20 protein-coding genes and 1 pseudogene are annotated in these 22,442 nt (G+C 57.7%); 17 read left to right on the forward strand and 4 right to left on the reverse strand.

The genetic code is table 11. The features are described from left to right. The first annotated feature begins 445 nt into the window (after window positions 1-445). The 5 genes from ACVWYU_RS09135 to ACVWYU_RS09155 all read left to right on the forward strand — a co-directional run bounded on the left by ACVWYU_RS09135 (window position 446) and on the right by ACVWYU_RS09155 (window position 2,903). The gene (locus tag ACVWYU_RS09135) at window positions 446-862 is read left to right on the forward strand and encodes a tail fiber assembly protein (RefSeq protein ID WP_457372516.1); all 417 of its coding nucleotides are present in this window, start codon (window positions 446-448) and stop codon (window positions 860-862) included. A gap of 59 nt (window positions 863-921) precedes the next feature. Next, window positions 922-1,347, forward strand: coding sequence for a cell wall hydrolase (locus tag ACVWYU_RS09140; RefSeq protein WP_457372517.1), 426 nt, complete (start codon window positions 922-924; stop codon window positions 1,345-1,347). Further along, window positions 1,344-1,865 carry a DUF2514 family protein gene (locus ACVWYU_RS09145; protein WP_457372518.1) on the forward strand — a complete coding sequence of 174 codons (522 nt, stop codon included), beginning with the start codon at window positions 1,344-1,346 and terminating at the stop codon, window positions 1,863-1,865. Before ACVWYU_RS09140 ends, ACVWYU_RS09145 begins: the two co-directional genes overlap by 4 nt. Window positions 1,866-1,963: 98 nt before the next feature. Beyond that, window positions 1,964-2,302, forward strand: a complete 339-nt coding sequence (locus ACVWYU_RS09150) for a hypothetical protein (RefSeq protein WP_457372519.1) — start codon at window positions 1,964-1,966, stop codon at window positions 2,300-2,302. A gap of 271 nt (window positions 2,303-2,573) precedes the next feature. Then, complete coding sequence (locus tag ACVWYU_RS09155) at window positions 2,574-2,903, forward strand: hypothetical protein (protein ID WP_457372520.1); 330 nt, start codon at window positions 2,574-2,576, stop codon at window positions 2,901-2,903. A gap of 4 nt (window positions 2,904-2,907) precedes the next feature. Here the strand turns inward: ACVWYU_RS09155 and ACVWYU_RS09160 are convergent, their stop codons facing one another. Further along, on the reverse strand, window positions 2,908-3,537 hold the full coding sequence (locus ACVWYU_RS09160; RefSeq protein WP_457372521.1) for a hypothetical protein: 630 nt from the start codon (window positions 3,535-3,537) through the stop codon (window positions 2,908-2,910). A gap of 892 nt (window positions 3,538-4,429) precedes the next feature. On the opposite strand from ACVWYU_RS09160, the gene ACVWYU_RS09165 reads away from it, so the two are divergent. After that, window positions 4,430-5,323: a hypothetical protein gene (locus ACVWYU_RS09165; protein WP_457372522.1), complete on the forward strand. Its 894-nt coding sequence runs from the start codon at window positions 4,430-4,432 to the stop codon at window positions 5,321-5,323. 347 nt (window positions 5,324-5,670) lie between these two features. On the opposite strand, the pseudogene ACVWYU_RS09170 reads toward ACVWYU_RS09165, so the two are convergent. The 3 genes and pseudogenes from ACVWYU_RS09170 to ACVWYU_RS09180 form a co-directional block, all read right to left on the reverse strand. Continuing rightward, window positions 5,671-5,876, reverse strand: a pseudogene (locus ACVWYU_RS09170) (hypothetical protein); the annotation flags it as partial. Between the two features lie 1,330 nt (window positions 5,877-7,206). Beyond that, window positions 7,207-7,914: a cupin domain-containing protein gene (locus ACVWYU_RS09175; protein ID WP_457372523.1), complete on the reverse strand. Its 708-nt coding sequence runs from the start codon at window positions 7,912-7,914 to the stop codon at window positions 7,207-7,209. 61 nt (window positions 7,915-7,975) lie between these two features. Beyond that, window positions 7,976-8,833, reverse strand: a complete 858-nt coding sequence (locus tag ACVWYU_RS09180) for a GNAT family N-acetyltransferase (RefSeq protein ID WP_457372524.1) — start codon at window positions 8,831-8,833, stop codon at window positions 7,976-7,978. A 242-nt stretch (window positions 8,834-9,075) separates the two neighbouring features. Here ACVWYU_RS09180 and ACVWYU_RS09185 point away from each other — a divergent pair, with 242 nt between their 5' ends. The 11 genes from ACVWYU_RS09185 (at window position 9,076) to argE (ending at window position 22,341) form a co-directional block, all read left to right on the forward strand. Then, window positions 9,076-10,548, forward strand: coding sequence for an aldehyde dehydrogenase family protein (locus ACVWYU_RS09185; protein WP_457372525.1), 1,473 nt, complete (start codon window positions 9,076-9,078; stop codon window positions 10,546-10,548). A 388-nt stretch (window positions 10,549-10,936) separates the two neighbouring features. Continuing rightward, window positions 10,937-11,605: a haloacid dehalogenase type II gene (locus tag ACVWYU_RS09190; RefSeq protein WP_090319036.1), complete on the forward strand. Its 669-nt coding sequence runs from the start codon at window positions 10,937-10,939 to the stop codon at window positions 11,603-11,605. A gap of 44 nt (window positions 11,606-11,649) precedes the next feature. Then, window positions 11,650-12,924 carry an NAD(P)/FAD-dependent oxidoreductase gene (locus ACVWYU_RS09195; protein WP_457372526.1) on the forward strand — a complete coding sequence of 425 codons (1,275 nt, stop codon included), beginning with the start codon at window positions 11,650-11,652 and terminating at the stop codon, window positions 12,922-12,924. Window positions 12,925-13,018: 94 nt separating this feature from the next. Beyond that, a complete protein-coding gene (locus ACVWYU_RS09200; protein ID WP_457372527.1) occupies window positions 13,019-14,656 on the forward strand; it encodes an ABC transporter substrate-binding protein in 1,638 nt (545 codons plus the stop codon). A 45-nt stretch (window positions 14,657-14,701) separates the two neighbouring features. Then, the gene (locus tag ACVWYU_RS09205; RefSeq protein ID WP_457372528.1) at window positions 14,702-15,658 is read left to right on the forward strand and encodes an ABC transporter permease; all 957 of its coding nucleotides are present in this window, start codon (window positions 14,702-14,704) and stop codon (window positions 15,656-15,658) included. Next, on the forward strand, window positions 15,655-16,530 hold the full coding sequence (locus ACVWYU_RS09210; RefSeq protein WP_090319048.1) for an ABC transporter permease: 876 nt from the start codon (window positions 15,655-15,657) through the stop codon (window positions 16,528-16,530). The genes ACVWYU_RS09205 and ACVWYU_RS09210 overlap by 4 nt, the downstream gene beginning before the upstream one ends. A 1-nt stretch (window position 16,531) precedes the next feature. After that, complete coding sequence (locus ACVWYU_RS09215; protein WP_457372529.1) at window positions 16,532-18,373, forward strand: ABC transporter ATP-binding protein; 1,842 nt, start codon at window positions 16,532-16,534, stop codon at window positions 18,371-18,373. Further along, on the forward strand, window positions 18,370-18,678 hold the full coding sequence (locus ACVWYU_RS09220) for a (2Fe-2S)-binding protein (protein ID WP_090319054.1): 309 nt from the start codon (window positions 18,370-18,372) through the stop codon (window positions 18,676-18,678). The genes ACVWYU_RS09215 and ACVWYU_RS09220 overlap by 4 nt, the downstream gene beginning before the upstream one ends. Then, window positions 18,660-20,036, forward strand: coding sequence for an FAD-dependent oxidoreductase (locus ACVWYU_RS09225; protein ID WP_457372530.1), 1,377 nt, complete (start codon window positions 18,660-18,662; stop codon window positions 20,034-20,036). Before ACVWYU_RS09220 ends, ACVWYU_RS09225 begins: the two co-directional genes overlap by 19 nt. Continuing rightward, window positions 20,033-21,187: an NAD(P)/FAD-dependent oxidoreductase gene (locus ACVWYU_RS09230; protein WP_457372531.1), complete on the forward strand. Its 1,155-nt coding sequence runs from the start codon at window positions 20,033-20,035 to the stop codon at window positions 21,185-21,187. The genes ACVWYU_RS09225 and ACVWYU_RS09230 overlap by 4 nt, the downstream gene beginning before the upstream one ends. Further along, window positions 21,184-22,341, forward strand: a complete 1,158-nt coding sequence (gene argE, locus ACVWYU_RS09235; protein WP_457372532.1) for an acetylornithine deacetylase — start codon at window positions 21,184-21,186, stop codon at window positions 22,339-22,341. The genes ACVWYU_RS09230 and argE overlap by 4 nt, the downstream gene beginning before the upstream one ends. The last annotated feature ends 101 nt before the right edge of the window (window positions 22,342-22,442 follow it).

The raw sequence follows: 22,442 nt of genomic DNA on the forward strand, positions 1-22,442 counted from the left end.
TCTCATCGCTCGGCGCGCCGGGAGGCGCCGGGGCTTATGCAGAAAGTCTGATCACGTCTGGGTTCTCTGGCGCGACTATTACTGTCGGCGCCGGCGGGACTGGCGTTTCCGGTGCGCCCGGTAACAATGGCGGCCCCTCGTCCTTCGGCGCGCTGGTAAGTTGTCCTGGCGGTATTGGCGGCAACACCGCCGGGCCATCTGGTTCAGTGTTTGAAGCCGCTTCGAACAACACCGCAGCCCCGAGCGGTGGCAATCTGAGTTCAGCTATCGGTTTACGTGGATCGCTTACTTTATCGCTTGCGCCTACGGCGCTATTCCTCGGGAGCCCCGTCCTCGCTAAATTAGGCGGGCTCGGCGGTGCGGCTACTGCGAATACGCCAAGCTTAGCCGCCAAAACTGGTAACAACGGCGACAACGGTAAAGTGATTGTATGGGAGTACGCGTAATGAAAACCTACGCAAATATCGCCGCTGGCGTCGTGCAATACCTGCTGCCAACGGACGGCGACATTACCGAGATGTTCCACCCGGACATGATCTGGGTTGACGTGACGGACGCTATTCCGCCTATAGAGGCCGGCTGGACTGCCGTCAAGATTGAGAGCGTCTGGAGTTTTGCTGCACCGGTTGCCCCGGTCCTGACAGACGCGGAGCTGAGAGCCGCCGCATTGGCGCAGCGTGACGCGCTACTGGCCCAGGCCAACGAGGCGACGGCTGGAATGGCTGACGCCTATCTGGCTGATCTACTGAGCGATGCAGAGCGCGCTATGTTCAAGGCCTACGCCATCTACAAGCTGGCCTTGAACAAGATCGACAAGCAGCCAGGATACCCCGCTACCATTGAATGGCCGACCTCTCCCTAATCGATATCTGCCATTCCGATGCCCGCCAAGTGCGGGTTTATTTTTGCCTGGAGAAAAGTATGCCTGTCACTGAAAAAGATCGAGACATCCTCGCTCGCACGTTATGGGGTGAGGCCCGTGGCGAAGCGCTGGTCGGGCAGATCGCCGTGGCTTGGTCGATCCGCAATCGTGTGAACGACGGTAAGGACAAGTCATGGTGGGGCGAGGGCTATGCCGGTGTGTGCCAGAAGCCGTACCAGTTCAGCTGCTGGAACAAGAACGACCCGAACTACGCCAACCTGGGCGGCGCGAAACCAATCCCTTTCCGCGAGCTGGCCCAGGCGCGGATTGCCGCTGACCAAGTGATCGATGGCAAGGTTCCAGATCCCACTGGGGGCGCCACGCACTATTACGCGACCACCATGCCGAAGGCACCGGACTGGGCAGTGAAGGCCAAGCAGACCCTAAAGCTCGGGCACCACATTTTCTTCAAGGATGTGCCATGACTTCCATCTGGCTGCGAATCCTTCCTTATATAGCTGCGCTGGCGGTGGTGGCCGGCGCGCTGTTCGGCGCCTACCACCACGGCGTGAACGTCACGGATGCCAAATGGAAGGCCAAGTGGAATGCCCGCGATACCAGTGACGAAGCGGCGAAGGCCACCAACGAGGCCGCCGAACGCACAAAAGAGCAGGCCTATCAACAATCAATCAACAAGGCGGTTCAAGATGGCCAACGTATCATCGATCAAGCGACGGCTGATGCTGTTGCCGCTCGCACTTCTGCTGACGGCCTGCGCGGAGCAGCAGACGCCATTGCCAGTCGCCTCGCAGCCAGTGAAGCCAGCGGCAATTCCTGCACTGCCGCCGCAAGCAAGGCAGCTACCCGCGCCGCCCTATTGCTCGCCGACGTGCTCAAGCGCATTGATCAACGAGCGGGCGATTTGGCTGAAGCAGCTGACCAAGCCATAGCCAGGGGAATGACCTGTGAACGGGCTTATGATGGAGTAGCTGGCAACCCATGAATAACAGCCACTTTTAATCAGATATTGCACTGTTGATTAGATGGCGCAAGGCCGGTATAGAGGTGATATCAATTTCTCAGCAAGGAAAAGCTCACCGAATGAAACGCATAAAAATGCTGATCACCCTCCTTGGCTTTTTGGGGCTTGCCGGGTGCACGTCTGCGCAAATGGTTTCCTCTCCGAACTCTGGGTCCGCTTTTGCTCCTGAGAACGAGAGTTCCAGATCTGGGCTGGTGAAGTATCTGAACGATGGCGCGGATTTTGTTCGCAAGCAGCGTCGAGAGGATGCTTACAAGCAGATGCATGATGCCTGTGGAGGTCGATACAAAATTGATGCTGAGGGACCGAATGCAGAGGGAGGGACAGTGATAAATTCGGGTGCAGGGAGTTTTTGGGCGCAACATAATTATTGGTACATCCAGTTTTCATGTATTTGAATAAAGCAACGCTCCGAAGATTCGCGGCCTCGGGGCTTCTATTTTTGCCTGCATCCCTTAATTCCTGGCGAACGTGGCGGCCAGAATGCCAGCGTTAAATCGGTGATTCACTGCTGCGATAGGTGGATTGTGTTCGTTCGGCAGGACGCCGGAGGGGGGATATGCTGCGGGAAATTCTTCCCCGAAATGCAACCGTTTGGACCAATGTTTGTTGAGTTCTAACGAGTCGAAAAAGGCACGGGTTTTCGGGGCTGTTTTATAGCTCAAGACCTTGATTAAAAAGGCCTTACTGTATTTTTATGCGGCATCCCAGACTTTGATGCCGCAATTGATCTGCTGCAGCGGCGACAAGGCAGTCGGCAACCCCATCAAACTCGATGGCACCGCTCCTCCGGATACCCCGGCAGAGCAGGTGCGCAAGTGTGTGCGTGCGATTAGGAAGCCTGGAGCGATGGACCAGTGCCATAGCTGCGGGGGCAGGGAAGTGATCGGCATCCTGATGAAAAACAGCACACCAATGGGCGGGACCAAGGCGATATTTGTGTTACGTGCCGGTTTGGGATTAGCGAGTTGTTCTATTCTGAAGTTGGAGAAACTTTAAAGTGTTAGTTTTTAACGCACTCCGTTCGTTTTCTGTCAAAATCTTCCATTGTTTTTAAGTATTGATTTGTCCATTTGAATGTTTCGCTCTTCGCTGCTGCGAAGTTTTCTTTAAAGTCTTTATCGTTCTCAGCATATGTGGCGGCGTAATAGAACGTCAGCAATAAAGAAGTGCTTTTTAGCAGTTCCTCTGGTGCGTAGGCTGCTAATTGGTATCCAGTGTCTGTCGCGACAGATATTAGTTTTGCATTATCCTTAATACTTATATTCGGCGTAGATGCAATGAATCTTGCTAGGTTCCCTAGGAAAACAGCAGCTTTTTCACGAAGTCTTGATTCTTGTTCGTCAATTCTAGCAACGCATGCCTGAGAAAAAGAATGTTTTTCAGCATATTGATTCGTATATGCGGTTATTGCTGAGCCCGAAGCACCTGATATTCCTGCGATCAGCGCGACAATAATTAGAAAGATCCCAGAGCTAGATTCCTCATGTTGATCTGACTGTGTCTTTTTTTGCCACCTTATCTTCACGGCTTCCACTCCGCTGATTGTTTCTGCCCATGAGAATAGCCCTGAATTTTTCAGGTACTTACTTTTATTTTGATTTTTGCTAATTGCCTGACAGGCAGCGTGCACGCCGCGGCGGATGCCCCTAAAAATGGGCGGATGTCCGGAGGCTAAATCAATATAAATATAAAAAAATAGAAATAGAAATATAAATAGAAATGAAAATCAAATGAAGCTAGACGAGAAAGGCCGTGCTGTATTAGCACCTGGAAAACGGGGTAATGGGGGCGCGGGAGGAGTTCGGCAGAACGCCGGGTAGGAGAACTACTGTGGGAATATACAACGCTAAATTATTGACACATATGGGGTAAGTCGTTGTTTTTTACCTCGGAAACCCAGCTTTTTTTCCTTTGGATCAATAGTTTGCATTGGTTTCTGGGTCACTTTTACATGGTGGCGGCTTTATATGCCCGATTGCAATTAAACACGAAGGACTTCAATCGACTGTGGATTCAGCCAATCGCGTTGGGAAGTTCGGATTTGTGACTGCCTGAACTCAGGTGTGACCATCACAGCTTGAAGTAGGTGTTCCGAGCTCATCTATTGATCATGCAACCCACTCATTTCTCCTCACTTTACATATTTCTGCGATTTTTCCTCGCGCATGGACCGTTTCCTGCTAGCGTTCAATCAACACGACGAAATCGTGCATTGTGCGACAGACGACTTCGAGCTAGGGAATGGCTCACCTCGATAATTCGGTGGTGGTATCATGCCCACGCGAGCCAAATATCTAATTCTCGTATCCTCCGCAATTATACTAATTGCCTCGTGCTGGGGAGGATTTCACGCTCCGCCCCCACCACCTAGGAATTGCGAAACTGCTAAAGAGTGTGCAGAGCTTATTACTTCCATAAACACGCTCTGTGGTAGAAGGATAGATGCAGATCTTCCATGGTCGAACACAAGGTATGGTTATCTTTCTCCGGATGTTCTTGATTCGGAGAAGAATTTGTACAACATGCATTCTGACAAAGATATTGTTGCAATTGTAGAAATCGTTATTGACTCTGAGCCGCCGATAGCTCCTATCAGAACGACCTATCCATGGTTGCTTCACGCTAAAACCAAAACAACGGTTGTGGGTGGGCCTGACAGATTGGACCATGGTGGACCACCGCGCTATATGGGATGCGAGTATTCCCTCGCTGCAGGCACTGATAAAATTCAAAGAACACAAGTGCAGGTAATGAAAGCGTGCTTTGTCGATGATAATAGTCCGGATTGCGTGATTCCCCCTCCATATCAAAAGCCAGACCCTACGCGACCACCGATCGACCAAGAGTTAGCTCGTTGTGGTAAAGCTTGCAGTACTGGAGACGAAACCAAATGTTCAGTTTACGATTTGCGTAAAAATGCCGCCGCTTCAGCGGTAAGTAGAGAACTTACGCTGATTCAGAAAAATTTAACCGAGCAGAACAATCCCCCCTTGGGGGTAGATGCGACTCCTCTTATAAATCTACTTACTGCAGGCACTGCCTTAAATTGTGGGGCTAGGTCATTAATTGTAGATGATATAAATTTCGCCACGTTAGTAGGTACTGTTTGCCACCCTGGATTACCTATTCCTGTGGGATCTCCTGCATCATTAAAAGCCATAGGGCTTTATATTCCGAATATGGTTGCTGGAGTTTTTTCGCAAAAACCTTCGAGCAAGCCATATCGGGCCGCGTTTATGCAATTGGCTAAAGATCAGACTGCAACAGTCGAATATTATAATGAGGCAGCAAATGGTAGCGTTGCAATGAGCGAAACTGACCCGCTTGTTGCTGTGGCAGTTGAGAAAGGCCGAATCATGGTAGCGGGTGAAAAAAAATACTGCTCGCTAATTAAGTATAATGAGCGAGAGGAATGATCGATCCAATCATAGAAAATTTGCATAACTGGCCTACTGGTCTCGGCTGCTGTAATCGAGATTCATTTACGCCAGTCGACAAGGACAGCGATAACTAGTTGCTTTCGGCAGCTTGTTGCTGGATTCGATTGTTCGGTTTTGCCGATTCTGGTGAAAAATTGGGCCATGGTTTCCAAGGCAGAAAAGTACGCGCTTGAGATTTAAATCTTTACTTTGAACAGAAAATTCCAGGCTCGGATTTCGCCTAGATGTGCGCAAAAAAGGTATTTTCAGCAGTCAGTACGCGGGCAGTCTGGAATTACCAACTTTTTCAATACAATTGGCCGATTTCTGTCTGTGAGCGACCACTCTGGTGTCATCAGTACCGCGACCGTCGTCTTGATGAATTCCTCGTTTTATCGATGGTGTCCAGGGCTCCGCGGACATTACCGCCGACCTCGGTAGCTCCGCGTTGTTCGACCCAGAGGGTGAGCTCCATGATGGCGGCCTCGAGGGCGAGTTGATTCTCGTTGATCTTGAATAGTAGGGAAGGGAGCAGGTCTGAACTTGGCATTGTGATTTCCTCTTGAAAGAGGAGAGCGTAGCAGTCAGAAAAAAGATTCGTGTTTGGTCGGCAGAACGCCGGAATGCAGGAGCTTTCATGCAGAAAGCCTGTAGGGACTTTTGCGGGGATCCGTAAAACACGGTTAGTCACGGTTGGGCATCGATTGCAGTGGGCGCCGTTCCAAAGGACTGTTCCGTATAGATTTTTAGCGCCCCTGCAAGCATGGGGTGCTAGGGGTCGAGTGTTCGAATCACTCCGTCCCGACCATATTATTCAATGACTTAGCCGCTTTCGAGCGGCTTTGTTGTTTCTGCCATAGTGACTTTTCGAGTGACTGTGAGTTCACGCCGCTTTTGGCCCTTTTTCGCGCTGCCATTGGCACCAATCCTGTCTGATATTTCTCTTCGTTTCTCAGCTTTTTCGCATGGCAGATTGCCTTGCAAAGCGCCCTTTTTCCGGGCGATTCGGGCGTTTTTCCTCACCTTCTCCGCGGCTCTAAACCCTGGAAGCTCAGTTCCGATTCTTCGTTCTTAACGGTCACCATCCCAGATCAGCGAAACCGGCTGTACGTCACGCGGGCCGTGCCTTTGAAGACAAACGGAAGCACCTTTAGGCCGGACTTCCGATTGTGCGCTAGGGAAACGGAACAGAGCGCGGGGAGGGCGCATCTATTCGAATTGATTGCTGACGGGCTGTGGGCCTTCTGAAGACCCTTTGATCACAAGGCCCAGGGGCCGATTTGGAATCAAACAATCGCGTCCGAGAGCCTGCCTCATACCTCCAAATTCGACGTTTTTGGGCCCAAACCGCAGTGCCAAACAGACCGCAAATTCACCCGACTTCTTGCTGTTTTGGTGACAAACCATTTTGCAGGTAGTTGGCACCGATTGAGTGCCGCTGAACCCTCGAAAGATCCGTCGGCCGCGGCTTCTAGCGGTCAGCTCGGAATCTCTTGCAAGGTTCTGGTCGGTGCCAAATCCGCTGCTAACTCACATGCAGTTGATACCAAATTCGGAATTTTTCCCGAGTACGGCTTTGGCCTCAGCGTAATGAGTGAATTGACGACGGTTTTGGGGGCATTGCTTTCGCACATTGCCAACGCTATTGGCCGATAGTTGTTGGTCGCGATGACGAGGGTGGATGTTTCACTGAGTGTATGTTTGAGCTAGAGCTGGGGTGGAGATTCCTTGACCGCCGACGTTACGATGGATTTTTCCTGGCGTTTGCCGAGATCAAAATATTGATCTCAGCGATCAGGTCATCGACCGCCGAGAGCATGAATTCGATCGTTGTTTTATCAACGAATCTTCCATCCCGGCATTTTTTTGACCACCGGTGTCTATTTAACTGCATACACCTTGCGCACATACCCTGTGCTTTTCCAGGCACACGGCGCACCCTGCGCAACGAACACGCTGTCTCCGGTATTGATCGTCATGCTTGATCCGTCAGGCGCCTGCAAAGTCACGCTACCTTCGATCAAGTACATCAGTTCATTTAGCTTGTGCGCTCGGCCGTGGCGTTCGTAAGGTGTCGAGTCCCAGACCCCTACGCGCAGATTGGTTGCCGCGTTCTCGAAGGCGTTACGTGAGCGGCATTGCGGCGTCGGGCCAATCAGAATTTGCGGTTCTGGTGCAGAGGAAGGGGACAGCATCGCGAGCGGGTCCAGCAAAGTCAGGCCCGGGGTTGGCGCTTCAGTGGTTGAGGCACAAAACGCCCATTGCGTGCCTGGATGTGCTTCGATTCGCAGCGCGGTCCCGCGACCGATCACTGCGCTGGCGCCGACACCCAGTTCCAGTGTCAGCTCCGGAGTTTTCAGCGTCACGTGGCCAGCATGGACGACGATCACTTCGGTATGCGGGAAATCAGCGATATCAAACACGTCGCCGATATCGATGATGCCGGCAGAGACACCGTCGATCCCGGACCAGGCTACCCGGCGAGTGTCCATGAATGGATCGGCAGCACTCAATGGCAGCGCTTTGAAAGGCGTGACAACGTGGCTGCTGTCAGCGCGAGCCAACAGCAGAATGGAAGGTTGCGACATAGGGGTGACACTCCCTGTAAATAACAATGTTGTGTAGAGAGAGTTCGAGCGAGGCCAGCTATCAGCCGAGCGCTTGGGTGACCAATGCAAACTGGTGCACGTCGTGGGAGGCGTGCGGCGGTGTGCCGCGGGCCATTTGCGCGACGGTGTCAACCTGCTTGAGGCCGGTGGTTTCCAGCCAGTCGCTCAAGCCACAATCCGCCGGAATGTCGATACGCACGAAGGTGTCCGGAACCTGGGCCAGTAGCACGCCAATCAGATGTTGGGCTTGCTCGAGGTTCTCGCAGACCACCGGGCCAATACCGCGACCCCGGCCGTAGGGGCGCAACATGGCGAAGGCGCGCAGTTGGCCATCGCGCTCAATGCCCACCGAATGCTCGACGACCTCGAGCAGGTCGGTGATCACGGTATGGCGGTCCAGGCCGGTACCGGCGTTAGCCAGCTCCAGCACGCGCGCCTTATCGGCCTCATGCAGTGGGCGACATTTTTCACCATCGGCCAATGGGGTAATTGCAGGGGCGTGCGCCTGACCTTGGTGCTGCAGAATCCGACCGAACTCGACGAAGCCCTGGCTCACGTAAAGCGGTGCTCCGGCGAGGGTTGCGTTCAAAATCGGGATGCGTGACTGGCACGCATCAAGCGCCCGTTCCATCAATTGGCGTCCGATCCCCTTGCCTTGATAGTCGTCGCTCACGATCACCAACCCGATGGTGGCGAAATCACCTTGGGGGCAGGCGAATGCTGTGCCGATCAGACGCTCGCCATCGAGCGCCACAAAGCCGTCGCTGATCCGCAGCACCATGGCCCAGTCATCCAGCCGGTGGGGCCACTTCAATTGCACGGACAACGCGTGGGCTGCCGGGAGATCGGCAACCGTCATGGGGCGATAACCATAAGTGGTTTGTTGCGAGGCGGACATGGCGAGTCTCCGTTAAACAGGGTTCACGAGCGGCCGGTTTTCCAGCGCGATGGTGCCTGTATCCCATCTGCATGAAGGGCTGACAAGGGGGTGTTGCACATTCGGCAGATTCCGCGAGGCAGAGGCCACAAGACCACATTTACTACTTAATTGCACGGCAAGGTCGGCAGCAAATGCCTGGGCTTTTTTTCTACGATGGAAGCCAGAGTAAACGACTCGCCGGCCCATATCTGGAGTGCTCCATGGATAGTTTTGATCCTCGTCTAATCGCTGTGCGCAGCGCTCATTTCATTGGCGGGCAATACCGCGATGCTCAGCCTGGACTAGAGGTGGCGCGGCCCTCGGACGGCCAGGTGTATGCCGGATTGCCGATTGCCGATGCCAACCTGGTGGACGAAGCCGTCAACGATGCCTGGCGGGCGTTCAACCGCAGTGATTGGGCTAGCCGTCCACCTCGAGAGCGGGCGCGGGTCATGCGTCGTTGGGCCGATCTGATCGAAGCGGATGCCGAGACTCTCGCACCGCTTGAAGCAGTGGGTTCGACCCGACCGCATAAAGACGTGTTGGCCTGGGACATTCCTTATGTCGCCGAAGGCATTCGCTTTTTTGCCGAACTGGCGGACAAGCACGGTGGCCAGGTCGCCGCAACCCAGACTGATCGGCTTGGCATGCAGATCGCCGAACCCTACGGGGTGATTGCGGCTATCGCACCGTGGAATTTCCCGCTGAGCATGGCTTCCTGGAAAGTCGCGCCGGCCCTTGCCGCAGGCAATGCCGTGGTGCTCAAGCCTTCGGAACTGACTCCATTCTCCAGCCTGCGTTTTGCCGAACTGGCGTTGCAGGCGGGTATCCCGGCGGGGATTTTCAACGTGGTGCAGGGCGATGGCCGTATCACCGGCGATGCCTTGTGCCGCCACCCGCGGGTCGCCAAGGTGACCTTTACAGGTTCCACCGCGACGGGTTCAAACATCATGTCCACCTGTGCGCTGGTGGGGCCGAAGCCGGTCACCCTGGAACTGGGCGGCAAGAGCCCGCAACTGGTGTTTGCTGATGTACCGGACATCGCCAAAACCGCGCGCACCGTAGCGCTGGCCATTACCGGCAACGCCGGACAGGTGTGCGTCTCCGGTTCGCGGTTGTTGATTCAGCGTTCGATCATGGAACCGTTTATCGCACACTTGCGCGCCTACTTCGAAGAGCTTCGTCCCGGTCCCACCTGGTCGCCGGAAAGCACGTTGTCGCCGATCATTTCCTGGCTCCAGGCCACTCGCATAGACGGCATCGTCCAGCGTTCGCGCCAGGCCGGGGCCGAAGTCCTGACCGGTGGCGGATTGTTCGAAGGATTGGGCGGTGCTTACTACCAACCGACACTGCTGGTCGGCCTCGACAATCAGAACCCGGCGATCTGCGAAGAAATCTTCGGCCCGGTGCTGACGGTGCAGGCGTTCGATGATGAAGAACAGGCGCTGAGCCTGGCCGCCCATGCCACCTACGGTTTGGCGGCGGGGGTACATACTGCCGACATCAACCGTGCCCTGCGCCTGGTCCGGCGGTTGGAAGCGGGGACAGTCTGGGTCAACCGCTATGGTCGTAGTAACGATTACATCCTGCCAACCGGAGGCTACAAACGCTCCGGCATCGGCAAGGACCTGGGGCGAGAAGCATTCGAAGCCAATTTGCGCTTCAAAAGCGTACTGATCGACATCCTCCAATAACACCGCGACCCCCCAGGTAACCGGTCAGCTGCGGAGAGATGGCAGGCTCCAAACCACATCAAACGGGCGCTTCCTCAGGGACGCGCCCGTTTTCGTTCAGCCCGGCGCAGTTTCTGCGGTCAACGACGGTACGCGCGGGTCGTACAGGGTTATAAAGGTCCATAAAAGCGCACAAATACGGGGTTTGCCCAAGGTGGGAGCGTGCCGCAAAGTCTGCTGAGGGGGGAGGCTAAAACGGTGGTTTGTATCGAGCAGAGGTCACTTTTAACGCCATCTGCTGAATTCACGGTGTTGTAATGACGGTGTGCTGCAGCGTTGCATCACAGCTTCTGGAATGAAGCGAATGCTAGTCACGCCATGACCTCAACGAACTTCAGGACCGCACTCAATGAGCTTTCTTCGCCCCAAATTCATTACGTTCGACTGCTACGGTACGCTGACCAATTTCCACATGGGCACGATGACTCGCGAGATTTTCGCTGATCGCGTTCCTGCGGAGCAGATGGACCAATTCGTCAAGGATTTCTCGGCTTATCGCCTGGATCAGGTCATGGGTGACTGGATGCCTTATGACGAAATCCTCAAGACCGCCCTGGCCCGGACCTGCAAGCGTTGGGGTATCGAATACCGCGACGAAGGCCAGCTGTATTACGACGCCGTACCCACCTGGGGGCCGCACCCTGACGTGCCGGCAGGCCTGTCGAAAATCGCCGACAAAATTCCTCTGGTCATTTTCTCCAACGCCAGTGACAGCCAGATAATGTCCAACGTCGACAAGCTCGGCGCGCCGTTCCACAAAGTCTTCACCGCCGAGCAAGCTCAGGCTTACAAGCCGCGACTGGCCGCCTTCGAGTACATGCTCGACAACCTCAACTGCGGCCCGGAAGACATCTTGCATGTGTCCTCCAGCTTCCGTTATGACCTGATGCCGGCCCACGACATGAAGATCAAGAACAAGGCGTTTGTCGCCCGTGGTCATGAAGTCCCTGCCAATGCCTTCTACGGCTACCAGCAAATCACCGACATCGGCGGGCTGGCGGCATTGGTCGGTCTTTGAGTTGTAACGGTAATGGCACTTTTCCTGGCATAGGCGGATTAGACATGGGCAGTGAATCCTACTGGCTCGACACCGCACCGGCGTTCACCGGTGCCCAGCCCGGTGCGTTGCCCGGGCAGGTCGACGTGGCCATCGTCGGTGGCGGTTTCACCGGTCTAGCGGCGGCTCGGGCGTTGGCCTTGAAAGGCGCCAGTGTCGTAGTGCTGGAGGCCGGGCGGGTGATCGGTGAAGCTTCGGGACGCAACGGCGGTCAGTGCAACACCGGGGTGGCCCAGGACTACGCCGGTCTCAGTGCCAGCCTCGGTGCCGACAAGGCTCGGGCCTATTACAAGGCCTACGAAAGTGCAGTGCAGAGCGTGGTGTCGCTGGTGGAACAGGAGCAAATCGCTTGCGATCTGATCCGCAACGGCAAGCTGAAACTGGCAGCCAAGCAGATGCACTACGAGGGACTGGCACGAACCTGCGAACTGATTCGCCGGGAAGTCGATGCCGATGTCGAGTTGCTAAGCGCCGAACAGACCCGCACTGAAGTGAATTCGGCGCAATTCTACGGTGGCTTGCTGCAGCGCAACGGTGTGCAGATGCACGTCGGGCGCTTCGGTGTCGGCCTGGCGGAAGCGGCGGCACGTCATGGTGCGCTCATTCACCAAGGCACCTCGGTAAGGGACTGGAAAGCCCGTGCTGGCGGATATCAGGTCAACACCAGCAAGGGTTCGCTGCACGCCGGACAAGTGATGCTCGCCACTGGTGCCTGTCAGCACGGCGGGTTGGGCTGGTATCGGCGGCGGATCGTGCCGGTGGGCAGTTTTGTGATTGTCACCGAAGTCCTGCCGCAGTCGTTGATTGAGCAATTACTGCCCGGTCATCGTGCCTATGTCACCAGCCGCATGATCGGCAACTACTTCCGCTTGACTCCGGACAACCGCCTGCTGTTCGGCGGCCGTGCGCGGTTTGCCATGTCCGACACCGTGAATGACGCAAAGAGCGGTAAGGTGCTGCAAGCGGCGATGGTGCAGATGTTCCCGCAATTGGCCAACGTGAAGATCGACTACTGCTGGGGCGGGCTGGTGGACATGACCTCCGACCGTTTGCCTCGTGCTGGTCAGCACGGCGGGGTTTATCACTCCATGGGTTACAGCGGGCATGGCGTGCAGATGTCGGTGCACATGGGCCAGGTCATGGCCGAGGTGATGGCCGGCAAGGTCGAGGCCAACCCTTGGCGCGAACTCGACTGGCCAGCGATTCCCGGGCACTTCGGCAAGCCGTGGTTCCTGCCGTTCGTGGGCGCTTATTACCGTTTTCAGGACTATTTGCATTGAGTTGATGTTGTCGCGTGACCGTCGTTTGCGTTTCCAGGACGCTCCGGTTAACCGGAGCACTCGAGTCTTCTCATCTTCGACAGGTACAACTGATATGACTGACAACAAGATCGAGTCACAACTGATTTCCGGCCAGGACAGCCTGCGAGTATTCGAAGGCCTCAATCGCGGCATGTCGCGCCGTAATGCCCTGCAAATGCTCGGTTTGGCGGGTGTTGCAGCGGCGGGTGCCGGTAGCCTGTTCGGCACCGCGGGCAAGTTGTTTGCCGAAGAGGCAGCGACTCCAGGCAAGGGCAAGCCGGGCGGGCGGATTCGCGTCGCCGGCATGTCCAGCTCCACCGCCGACACCCTCGACCCGGCCAAAGGAGCGCTGTCCACCGACTACGTGCGCCACTTCATGTTCTACAATGGTCTGACCCGTTTCGACATGCACCTGGTACCGCAGCTGGAACTGGCTGAGCGTATCGACAACACCGACGCGACGCTGTGGACCATTACCCTGCGCAAGGACGTGACCTTCCACAACGGCAAAACCCTCACTGCGGCGGACGTGGTGTATTCGCTGTCGCGGCACAAGGACCCGTTGACCGGTTCCAAAGTCATGCCACTGATGGAGCAATTTACCGAGATCAAGGCCACCGGCACCAACGAAGTGCAGATCCGCCTCAGCGCGCCAAATGCCGAATTGCCATCGATCCTTGCCGTATCGCACCTGCTGATCGTTCCTGAAGGCACCACCGACTTCAATCAGGGTGTCGGCACCGGGCCGTTCAAGGTCAAGGAGTTCAAACCGGGCGTGCGCTCGATTGCTGCGCGCAACACCGGCTACTGGAAACCCGGCCTGCCGTACCTCGACGAGATTGAGTTCATCGCGATTGCCGACGAGCCGTCGCGGGTCAATGCATTGCTGTCCGGCGATGTGCACATGATCAACGAGGTCAACCCGCGTTCGACCATCCGTATCAAGGCCAGTGCCAAGCACCGCGTCGTCGATGCACCGTCGGGCAACTACACTGACTTGATTATCCGTCAGGACCAGATGCCCGGAAAAAGCGCGGAATTCACCCAGGCCATGAAGCACCTGATGGACCGCGAACAGATCAAGTCTGCAGTCTTCCGTGGCTTTGCCGTGGTCGGTAACGACCATCCGATTGCTCCCGGTTCACGCTACTACAACGCCGACCTGCCGCAGACCGTGTACGACCCGGAAAAAGCCAAGTTCCTGCTCAAGAAGGCCGGCATGGAAAGCATCAGCATGCCGCTGGTCGCGTCGCCGGCCGCCACCGGCTCGGTGGACATTGCTGTGCTGTTGCAGCAATCGGCGAAACAGGCCGGGCTCAAGCTCGACGTCAACCGCTTGCCAAGCGACGGCTACTGGTCCAATCACTGGATGAAGCACCCGCTGAGCTTCGGCAACATCAACCCACGGCCGAACGCCGACGTGATGTTCTCGCAGTTCTTCCAGTCGAAAGCACCGTGGAACGAGTCGGGATGGCAGAACGATCAGTTCGACCAATTGCTGATGCTCGCGCGCGGTGAAACCGACGATGCCAAGCGCAGCAAAATGTACGCAGACATGCAAACCCTGGTGCATGAGCACAGCGGTATCGGCGTGCCGGTGTTCATCAGCAACATCGACGGCGTGGACCAGCGCATCAAAGGTTATGGCAGCAACCCCCTGGGCGGCTTCATGGGCTATATGTTCGCCGAGCAGGTCTGGCTGGACGCTTGATCAGCCGTCGGTTTGAACGGCAGGGACAGTGCAGGAGGGTAGGCGATGAATAGCAACACACTGTGGTTGATCGGCCGGCGTCTGGGCGCCGCGATCGTGACTTTGTTGATCGTGTCCATGGTCGTGTTTGCGATCACGGCGGTATTGCCGGGGGACGCGGCGCAACAATCGCTCGGGCAGTTCGCCACGCCGGAACAGGTGGCGGCCTTGCGCCTGAAACTGGGGCTCGACCAACCCGGTGTGGAGCGTTACCTGCACTGGCTGATGAACCTGCTCAGCGGCGACATGGGGTTGTCGGTGTCCAACGCGATGCCGGTCGGCGAATTGATGGCCGGGCGGGTGCCCAATACTCTGATGCTGGCGGCCGCCACGGCGCTGGTGTCAGTGCCTGTGGCGCTGATTCTGGGTATCGGCTCGGCAATGGGGCGCGGTGGGCGCATCGACAGCTTCCTGAGCTTTTTCACCCTGGCCATGGTCGCTGTCCCGGAGTTTTTGGTGGCGACCCTGGCGGTGCTGATTTTTGCGGTGAACCTGGGTTGGTTGTCGGCGCTGTCCTATGCCAGCGACATCACTTCACCCTGGCAATTCATGCGCACTTACGCCTTGCCGGTGATGACGCTGTGTTGCGTGATCGTCGCGCAAATGGCCCGCATGACCCGGGCTGCAGTAATTGATCAACTCGACAGCCCCTACGTGGAAATGGCTCGGCTCAAAGGTGTCAGCCCGATGCGCATTGTGCTGCGCCATGCCTTGCCCAACGCGATCGGGCCGATTGCCAATGCCATTGCCTTGAGCCTGTCGTACCTGCTGGGTGGGGTGGTAATCGTCGAGACGATCTTCAACTATCCCGGCATCGCCAGCCTGATGGTCGATGCCGTGACCAACCGTGACATGGCGTTGGTCCAGGCCTGCACCATGCTGTTTTGCACCGCGTACCTGGGGTTGGTGCTGATTGCCGACTTGTGCGCGATTCTGTCCAATCCGAGGCTGAGAAACCAATGAACAATCTCATTGTGAAATCGACGCCTGCGACCCCCGACCTGGCGGCTGGCAAGGTGTCTCATGGCCCGGCGTGGCTGGGACTGATCGGGGCTGCGATGTGCGTTGTCTGGTTGCTGGTGGCAATTTTCGGCCCATGGCTGGCACCGCACCCGGTGGGCGAAGTGGTCTCCGACAATGTCTTTGACAGCATCAGCGCCGTTTACCCGTTTGGCACTGATTACCTGGGTCGCGACATGCTAAGTCGTGTACTTGTGGGGGCACGATTCACCGTCGGCCTGGCGTTGATCGCCGCGGTACTGGCCAGTGGCCTGGGAACCGGCTGTGCGTTGCTGTCGGTGGTTTCGCCGAAATGGCTGGACGAAGTGATCAGTCGCTTGATGGACGCCTTTATCTCTATCCCGAGCAAGATGCTGGCGCTGATCATGGTTTCGGCCTTCGGTTCCTCGGTGACCTTGCTGATTTGCACGGCGGTGTTGAGCTTCACCCCGGGTGCGTTTCGCATTGCCCGCAGCATGGCGGTGAACATCGAAGCCCTGGAATACGTGCAAGTCGCCCGTACCCGTGGTGAGCGCCGGTTATATATCGCCTGCGTGGAGATCCTGCCAAACATGCTCAACCCGGTGCTGACCGATTTGGGCCTGCGCTTTGGCTTCATTGTATTGCTGCTCAGCGGCATGAGCTTCCTCGGCCTCGGCGTGCAACCGCCGGATGCCGATCTCGGCTCTCTGGTACGGGAAAACATCGGCGGTCTTAACCAGGGCGCGCCGGCCATCGTGATTCCGGCCCTGGCCATCGGCACGCTGACCATTGGTGTGAATCTGTTTATCGACAGAGTGTCGTCCCGACGTAGTCGCCGCACGGGAGGGCATTGAAATGAGCGAATTGATACGAGTAGAAGACTTGCGCGTAGTCGCCTGTGGCGAGCGCGGTGAAACCGAAATCGTCAAAGGTGTCAGCTTTTCCCTGGAGAAAGGTGAAGTGCTGGCGTTGATCGGTGAGTCCGGCTCCGGCAAGACCACCATAGCCCTGGCGCTGCTCGGTTACGCCCGGCGCGGTTGCCGGTTGTCGGGTGGTGTAGTGCAGATCGGTGAGCACAACATGCTCGCACTGAGCGAAAAGGAACTGCAGGGCCTGCGTGGCAATCGGGTGTCGTACATCGCGCAAAGCGCGGCGGCGGCGTTCAACCCGGCGAAGAGGCTGATCGACCAAGTGGTGGAGGGCGCGCTGATTCATGGCCTGGGCACTCGCGCCGTGCTCGAAGCCAAAGCGATCGAACTGTTCCGCGACCTGGCCCTGCCAGACCCAGATCACATTGGCCAGCGCTACCCGCACCAGGTCTCGGGGGGGCAATTGCAACGGGTGATGGCGGCCATGGCACTGATCAGTGATCCAGTGCTGGTGGTACTAGACGAACCGACCACCGCCCTCGACGTGACCACCCAGATCGATGTGCTCCGCGCCTTCAAGCGGGTGGTCCGGGAACGTGGGGCGACGGCGGTCTATGTCTCCCACGACTTGGCGGTTGTCGCGCAGATGGCCGATCAGATTGTCGTGCTCAATGGCGGCCAGATCTTCGAACAGAGCGCCACCGCGCCGCTGCTCAAAGGCCCGGCTCACGAATACACCCGCAGCTTGCTGGCTGCCGCGCGGCCGGACACCACGATTCGGCCACCCTGCGGCGTCGCTGAAGACGAACCGCTGTTGACCATCAAGGGCCTGACCGCCGGTTACGGCAACAAGAACATGCAAGGCATGCCCGCGATCCGCGTGCTGGAAGATATCGACCTGACCGTGCGCCGGGGCCAGGCCATTGGGGTGATCGGTGAGTCGGGGTCGGGGAAATCGACCCTGGCACGGGTAGTGGCGGGGTTGCTGACACCGGCTCTCGGCGGATTGACCTTCGATGGACAACCCTTGGGCGGTAGTCTCTGCGAGCGAACTGACGAACAGTTCCGCCGGATTCAAATGGTCTTTCAGAACGCCGACACTGCGCTCAACCCGATGCACAGTATCAGCACCATTTTGAGCCGGCCGCTGAAGATGTACTTCGGTCTGAAGGGGGCCGCTTTGCGTGAGCGTATTGGCGAGCTGCTGGACCTGGTGCGCTTGCCACGGAACCTGGCTGAACGGCGGCCGAGCGAACTGTCGGGCGGGCAGAAGCAACGGGTCAACCTGGCCCGCGCATTGGCGGCCAAACCGGATTTGATCCTTTGCGACGAGGTGACCTCGGCGCTGGATACAGTGGTCGGCGCGGCTATTCTCGAACTGCTGCGCGATCTGCGTCAGGAGCTAGGGGTTTCCTATCTGTTCATCAGCCACGACATTTCCACCGTACGGGCCCTGTGCGATGACATTGTGGTGATGTACCGCGGCCACAAGATTCAGGCTGGCACTCGCCAGTCATTTGCCCAGGCACCGTTCCATCCCTATACCGACCTGTTGATCCATTCGGTGCCGGAACTGCGTCAAGGTTGGCTGGAGAACTGCGGCACCACCTGCGGCCAGCTGCCGCCGATCGGCGCCAAGGCCAACGTGCCGGAACTGTGCACGTTCCTCAGCCGCTGCCCGGTGCGAGTCGATGGCCTCTGCAATCGCACTGCGCCGAGCCGCCGGATCATCGAAGGCGGCAGTGAAATTCTCTGCCACCACGACAGCGCCGATTTGCTGAAAACCCAGCAGGATTTGATCACCATGAGCCAGGGAGCCTATGCATGAAGGGGCGTTTTGTGAGGCTGGCCGAGCAGGGCCGGCCGACCGTCAATTTGAAAGTGGACGGCGCACCCATCGAGGCGCTGCAGGGCGACACCCTGATGGTGGCGTTGCTGATCCAGGGCAACGCGCTGCGCCAGTCAGAGTTCGATTCTGGCCGGCGCGCCGGTTTCTGTCTGATGGGTGCTTGTCAGGATTGCTGGGTCTGGACTCGCAGCGGCGAACGCCTGCGTGCCTGTTCCAACGAAGTCCGTGAAGGAATGGACATCGTCACCACACAACCGGAGGCGAAATGGCCACTGCACGGATAGTCATCGTCGGCGCCGGGCCGGCCGGTATTCGCTGTGCCGAAACACTGGTAGCCGCGGGTTTCAGACCTATCCTGATCGATGAAAATCGCCGGGATGGCGGGCAGATCTATCGTCGCCAACCGGCAGGTTTCACTCGCGATTACGCCACGCTGTATGGCACCGAAGCCGCCAAGGCGCGGGACCTGCATGAAAGTTTCGATCGTTTGCGCGGGTTGATTGACTACCGTCCGGACACGCTGGTTTGGAACCTTACGCCGGGTCAATTGTGCTGCGTCAGTCAGGGCAAGCATTCAACGGTGGATTACGAGGGGCTGATCCTCTGCACTGGCGCTACCGATCGGTTGTTGCCGATTGAAGGTTGGCAACTGGCCGGCACCTACAGCCTTGGCGGGGCGCAAATCGCGCTCAAATCACAAGCGGTTTCCATTGGCCACAGTGTGGTGTTCATGGGCAGCGGGCCTTTGCTGTATCTGGTCGCCAGCCAATACCTCAAGGCTGGCGCCAATGTGGCGGCGGTGCTGGACACTTCGCCACTGAGCAAGCGGATCGGCGCATTGCCGAAACTGCTGGCTCGCCCCGGGGTGCTGTTCACCGGGATGAAACTGTTGGCGCAGCTGTATCAGGCGAAGATTCCGGTGCACTTGGGGATCAAGCCGCTGCAAGTACTGGGCGACTCCGCGAGCGGAGTCAGTGGCGTGCGGATCAGCACGGCGCGTGGGGAGACCCTGACGGTCAATTGCGATGCCGTGGCCCTGGGTTATCACCTGCGCCCGGAAACGCAATTGGCGGACCTGGCCGGTTGTCGCCTGCGTTTTGATGAGGCATCCAGCCAATGGTTGCTGGCAGTTGATGAGGACGGCCGGACCTCGGTCAGTGGCGTGTACGCAGCCGGTGATGGCTCGAAAATTCGCGGCGCGGATGCTGCTGAACATGCCGGAAGGCTGGTCGCCATGGCGCTGCTGGAGGATCTGCAGCAACCGGTGGATGCCGGGATGCGCGACGAACAACGCCACGCGCTGGGGGTGATGGATCAGTTTCGCCTGGGGCTGGCCCAGGCATTTCCTTGGCCTTCTGCGCAAGCCAAAGACTTGCCGGATGCAGCCATCGTCTGTCGCTGCGAAATGATCAGCGCTGGGGAGTTGCGCCGCACTGTAAGCGAAAAAGGGGCCTGCGAGGTCAATCGGGCCAAGGCGTTCAGCCGTGTCGGCATGGGTCGCTGCCAAGGCCGATATTGCTCCCAGGCCGGGGCCGAGGTCATCGCTGCTGCGGCCGGCGTCAATGTGCAGCAGGTTGGCCGACAACGCGGCCAGGCACCAGTCAAACCCCTTTCAATGCTCACCGAGGAGGTGTCGCCATGACGGTTCACAAAGCCGATGTCGTGATTGTCGGCGGCGGCCTGATGGGCTCGGCGGCGGCGTTTTTTTTGCGTCAGCGGGGCCAGTCGGTGATCCTGCTGGAGCGCGACCAGATTGGTCAGTACGCCAGCGGTGTGAACTTCGGCAACGTGCGCCGACAGGGCCGATTCCTTGGGCAGCTGGCGTTGGCCAACCGATCCTGGGCACTGTGGAAGCGCTTGCCAGAGTTGATCGACGACGACCTCGAATTCATCGCCAGCGGGCACATGCGTGTGTGTTACCGCGAAGACGAAATCCCCGAACTTGAAGCCTACGCAGCGGCGCCCGAAGCGGCGCAACTGGATCTGAAGATTTTTCGCGGCGCCGAGCTGCACGCACGGTTCCCGTTTCTCGGGCCAGATGTGAAGGGCGGCTCCTACGCGCCCCACGACGGCCACGCCAATCCGCGTTTGGCAGCCCCGGCGTTTGCCCGTGCCGCACGGCGACTGGGTGCGCGAATCGAAGAACAGGCGGAAGTCGCCGAAGTGCAGAAGGTCGGTGGCGAGTTCAATGTCACCACCACCGATGGTCGCCAATTCAACGCCGCTCAGTTGTTGATCACCGCTGGCGCCTGGGGCCAAAAGCTTTCGGCGCAGTTCGGCGAGCCGGTCCCGCTGGACACCCATGGCCCGCAAATGGCCGTTACCGAACCGGTGCCTTACGCCTTGCCGACGGTGATCGGCGTGTACACCAAAATTCCCGAGGAAGTGATCTATTTCCGCCAGATCCCACGCGGCAACATCATCATCGGCGGCGGCTACCGCAGTAAACCGGACATGCTCAATCGCCGGGCCCATGTCCAACCGCGCAGTATCCTCAATCAGATGGAGCAGATGCGCCGCCTGCTGCCGGGTGTCGGCAACCTCAACATCATCCGGGTCTGGAGCGGCATCGAAGGTTACCTGCCCGATTCACTGCCAGTGATGGGCCCCAGCGGCACCGTCGATGGACTGTTCTACGCATTCGGCTTCTGCGGCCATGGATTTCAGCTCGGTCCTGGCGTCGGCGACGTGATGGCCGAACTGATCAGCACCGGCAGCACCAGCACGATGATTGAGCCGTTCTCGATCAATCGGTTCGCCCTTTCAGCCGAGCAACGGAGCAAGGCCTCATGAAACCCCGTGTACTGGATATTCTCAAGCGTCTGATGGCCTTCGATACCGTGTCTTCGGAGTCGAACATGGCCCTCATCGAGTATGTGCGCGACCTGCTGCTGACCAAGGGCATCGAGTCGCTGATCGTCAAGGACGAAACAGGCAAGAAGGCCAACTTGTTCGCCAGCACCGGCCCTCGCGAATTGCCGGGAATTCTGTTGTCCGGGCATACCGACGTGGTGCCGGCGGTGGGGCAGGTCTGGAGCTTCCCGGCGTTTCAGGCAACGGTGCAGGACGGACGGATTTACGGCCGAGGCAGTTGCGATATGAAAGGCTTCATTGCATTGGCCATCGACGCCATGCTCGATGCGGCGGACAGCGCCTTAAGCTGGCCGCTGCAACTGGCGCTGTCCCATGACGAAGAAACCGGCTGCGTCGGCGTGCGGCGTTTGCTGGATGTGTTGCATCTGGCACCGGTGCGGCCATTCCTGTGCCTGATCGGTGAACCGACCAACATGCAGTTTGTGTTGGGGCACAAGGGCAAAGGTTCATACCGCACCTACTGTCGTGGCCTGGAGGCACACTCATCGCTGGCACCTCGTTCGGTCAATGCGATCCACGTGGCCTGCGACTTCATCGCTGCGCTGCGTCAAAGCCAGCAACAGTTGCAAGAGCAGGGCGCCAGGGATGCAGACTACGACGTGCCTTACAGCACCGTGCATGTCGGGCAGATTGTGGGTGGCAAGGCGCTGAACATTGTGCCGAACCTGTGCACCCTGGACTTCGAAGTGCGCAACTTGCCGGCGGACGATCTGGATCAGTTCCTGGAGCAGATGCGCGAGCGCGCCGAAGTCATCGTGCGTGAAGCCAAAAAACTGTCCAGTGTTGCAGCGATCGAGATTGAAACCATCAATGTCTATCCAGGCCTCGATACGCACCCGAGTGTCGAAGCGGTGCGCTTCCTGAAGAACTTCGCCGCGCCGGATACCAGCATCGCCAAAGTCTCGTTCGGCACCGAAGGCGGACTGTTCAAGCAACGTCTCGATGTACCGGTGGTAGTCTGCGGACCGGGCTCGATTGAACAGGCGCACAAGCCGGACGAGTTCATCGAGATCAGCCAGATGGAGGCCGGGGAACGGTTTCTTCAGGGCATGCTCGGTTCCCTGAAGCTATAAAAAATTTTGCAACAAACAGAGATCAAATCGGGCAGCGCAAGCCGGCTGGCAGAGGGGGGCTGCGTTCAGTGCTGACCCCTCAAGCACCCTCCGGTAGAGCC

Source organism: Pseudomonas sp. TE12234 (assembly GCF_054061835.1).

Coding starts and splice junctions, on each gene's coding strand:
- ACVWYU_RS09135 (WP_457372516.1), top strand. CDS start 446: ATGAAAACCTACGCAAATATCGCCGCTGGCGTCGTGCAATACCTGCTG.
- ACVWYU_RS09140 (WP_457372517.1), top strand. CDS start 922: ATGCCTGTCACTGAAAAAGATCGAGACATCCTCGCTCGCACGTTATGG.
- ACVWYU_RS09145 (WP_457372518.1), top strand. CDS start 1,344: ATGACTTCCATCTGGCTGCGAATCCTTCCTTATATAGCTGCGCTGGCG.
- ACVWYU_RS09150 (WP_457372519.1), top strand. CDS start 1,964: ATGAAACGCATAAAAATGCTGATCACCCTCCTTGGCTTTTTGGGGCTT.
- ACVWYU_RS09165 (WP_457372522.1), top strand. CDS start 4,430: ATGCATTCTGACAAAGATATTGTTGCAATTGTAGAAATCGTTATTGAC.
- ACVWYU_RS09175 (WP_457372523.1), bottom strand. CDS start 7,914: ATGTCGCAACCTTCCATTCTGCTGTTGGCTCGCGCTGACAGCAGCCAC.
- ACVWYU_RS09180 (WP_457372524.1), bottom strand. CDS start 8,833: ATGTCCGCCTCGCAACAAACCACTTATGGTTATCGCCCCATGACGGTT.
- ACVWYU_RS09185 (WP_457372525.1), top strand. CDS start 9,076: ATGGATAGTTTTGATCCTCGTCTAATCGCTGTGCGCAGCGCTCATTTC.
- ACVWYU_RS09190 (WP_090319036.1), top strand. CDS start 10,937: ATGAGCTTTCTTCGCCCCAAATTCATTACGTTCGACTGCTACGGTACG.
- ACVWYU_RS09195 (WP_457372526.1), top strand. CDS start 11,650: ATGGGCAGTGAATCCTACTGGCTCGACACCGCACCGGCGTTCACCGGT.
- ACVWYU_RS09200 (WP_457372527.1), top strand. CDS start 13,019: ATGACTGACAACAAGATCGAGTCACAACTGATTTCCGGCCAGGACAGC.
- ACVWYU_RS09205 (WP_457372528.1), top strand. CDS start 14,702: ATGAATAGCAACACACTGTGGTTGATCGGCCGGCGTCTGGGCGCCGCG.
- ACVWYU_RS09210 (WP_090319048.1), top strand. CDS start 15,655: ATGAACAATCTCATTGTGAAATCGACGCCTGCGACCCCCGACCTGGCG.
- ACVWYU_RS09215 (WP_457372529.1), top strand. CDS start 16,532: ATGAGCGAATTGATACGAGTAGAAGACTTGCGCGTAGTCGCCTGTGGC.
- ACVWYU_RS09220 (WP_090319054.1), top strand. CDS start 18,370: ATGAAGGGGCGTTTTGTGAGGCTGGCCGAGCAGGGCCGGCCGACCGTC.
- ACVWYU_RS09225 (WP_457372530.1), top strand. CDS start 18,660: ATGGCCACTGCACGGATAGTCATCGTCGGCGCCGGGCCGGCCGGTATT.
- ACVWYU_RS09230 (WP_457372531.1), top strand. CDS start 20,033: ATGACGGTTCACAAAGCCGATGTCGTGATTGTCGGCGGCGGCCTGATG.
- argE (WP_457372532.1), top strand. CDS start 21,184: ATGAAACCCCGTGTACTGGATATTCTCAAGCGTCTGATGGCCTTCGAT.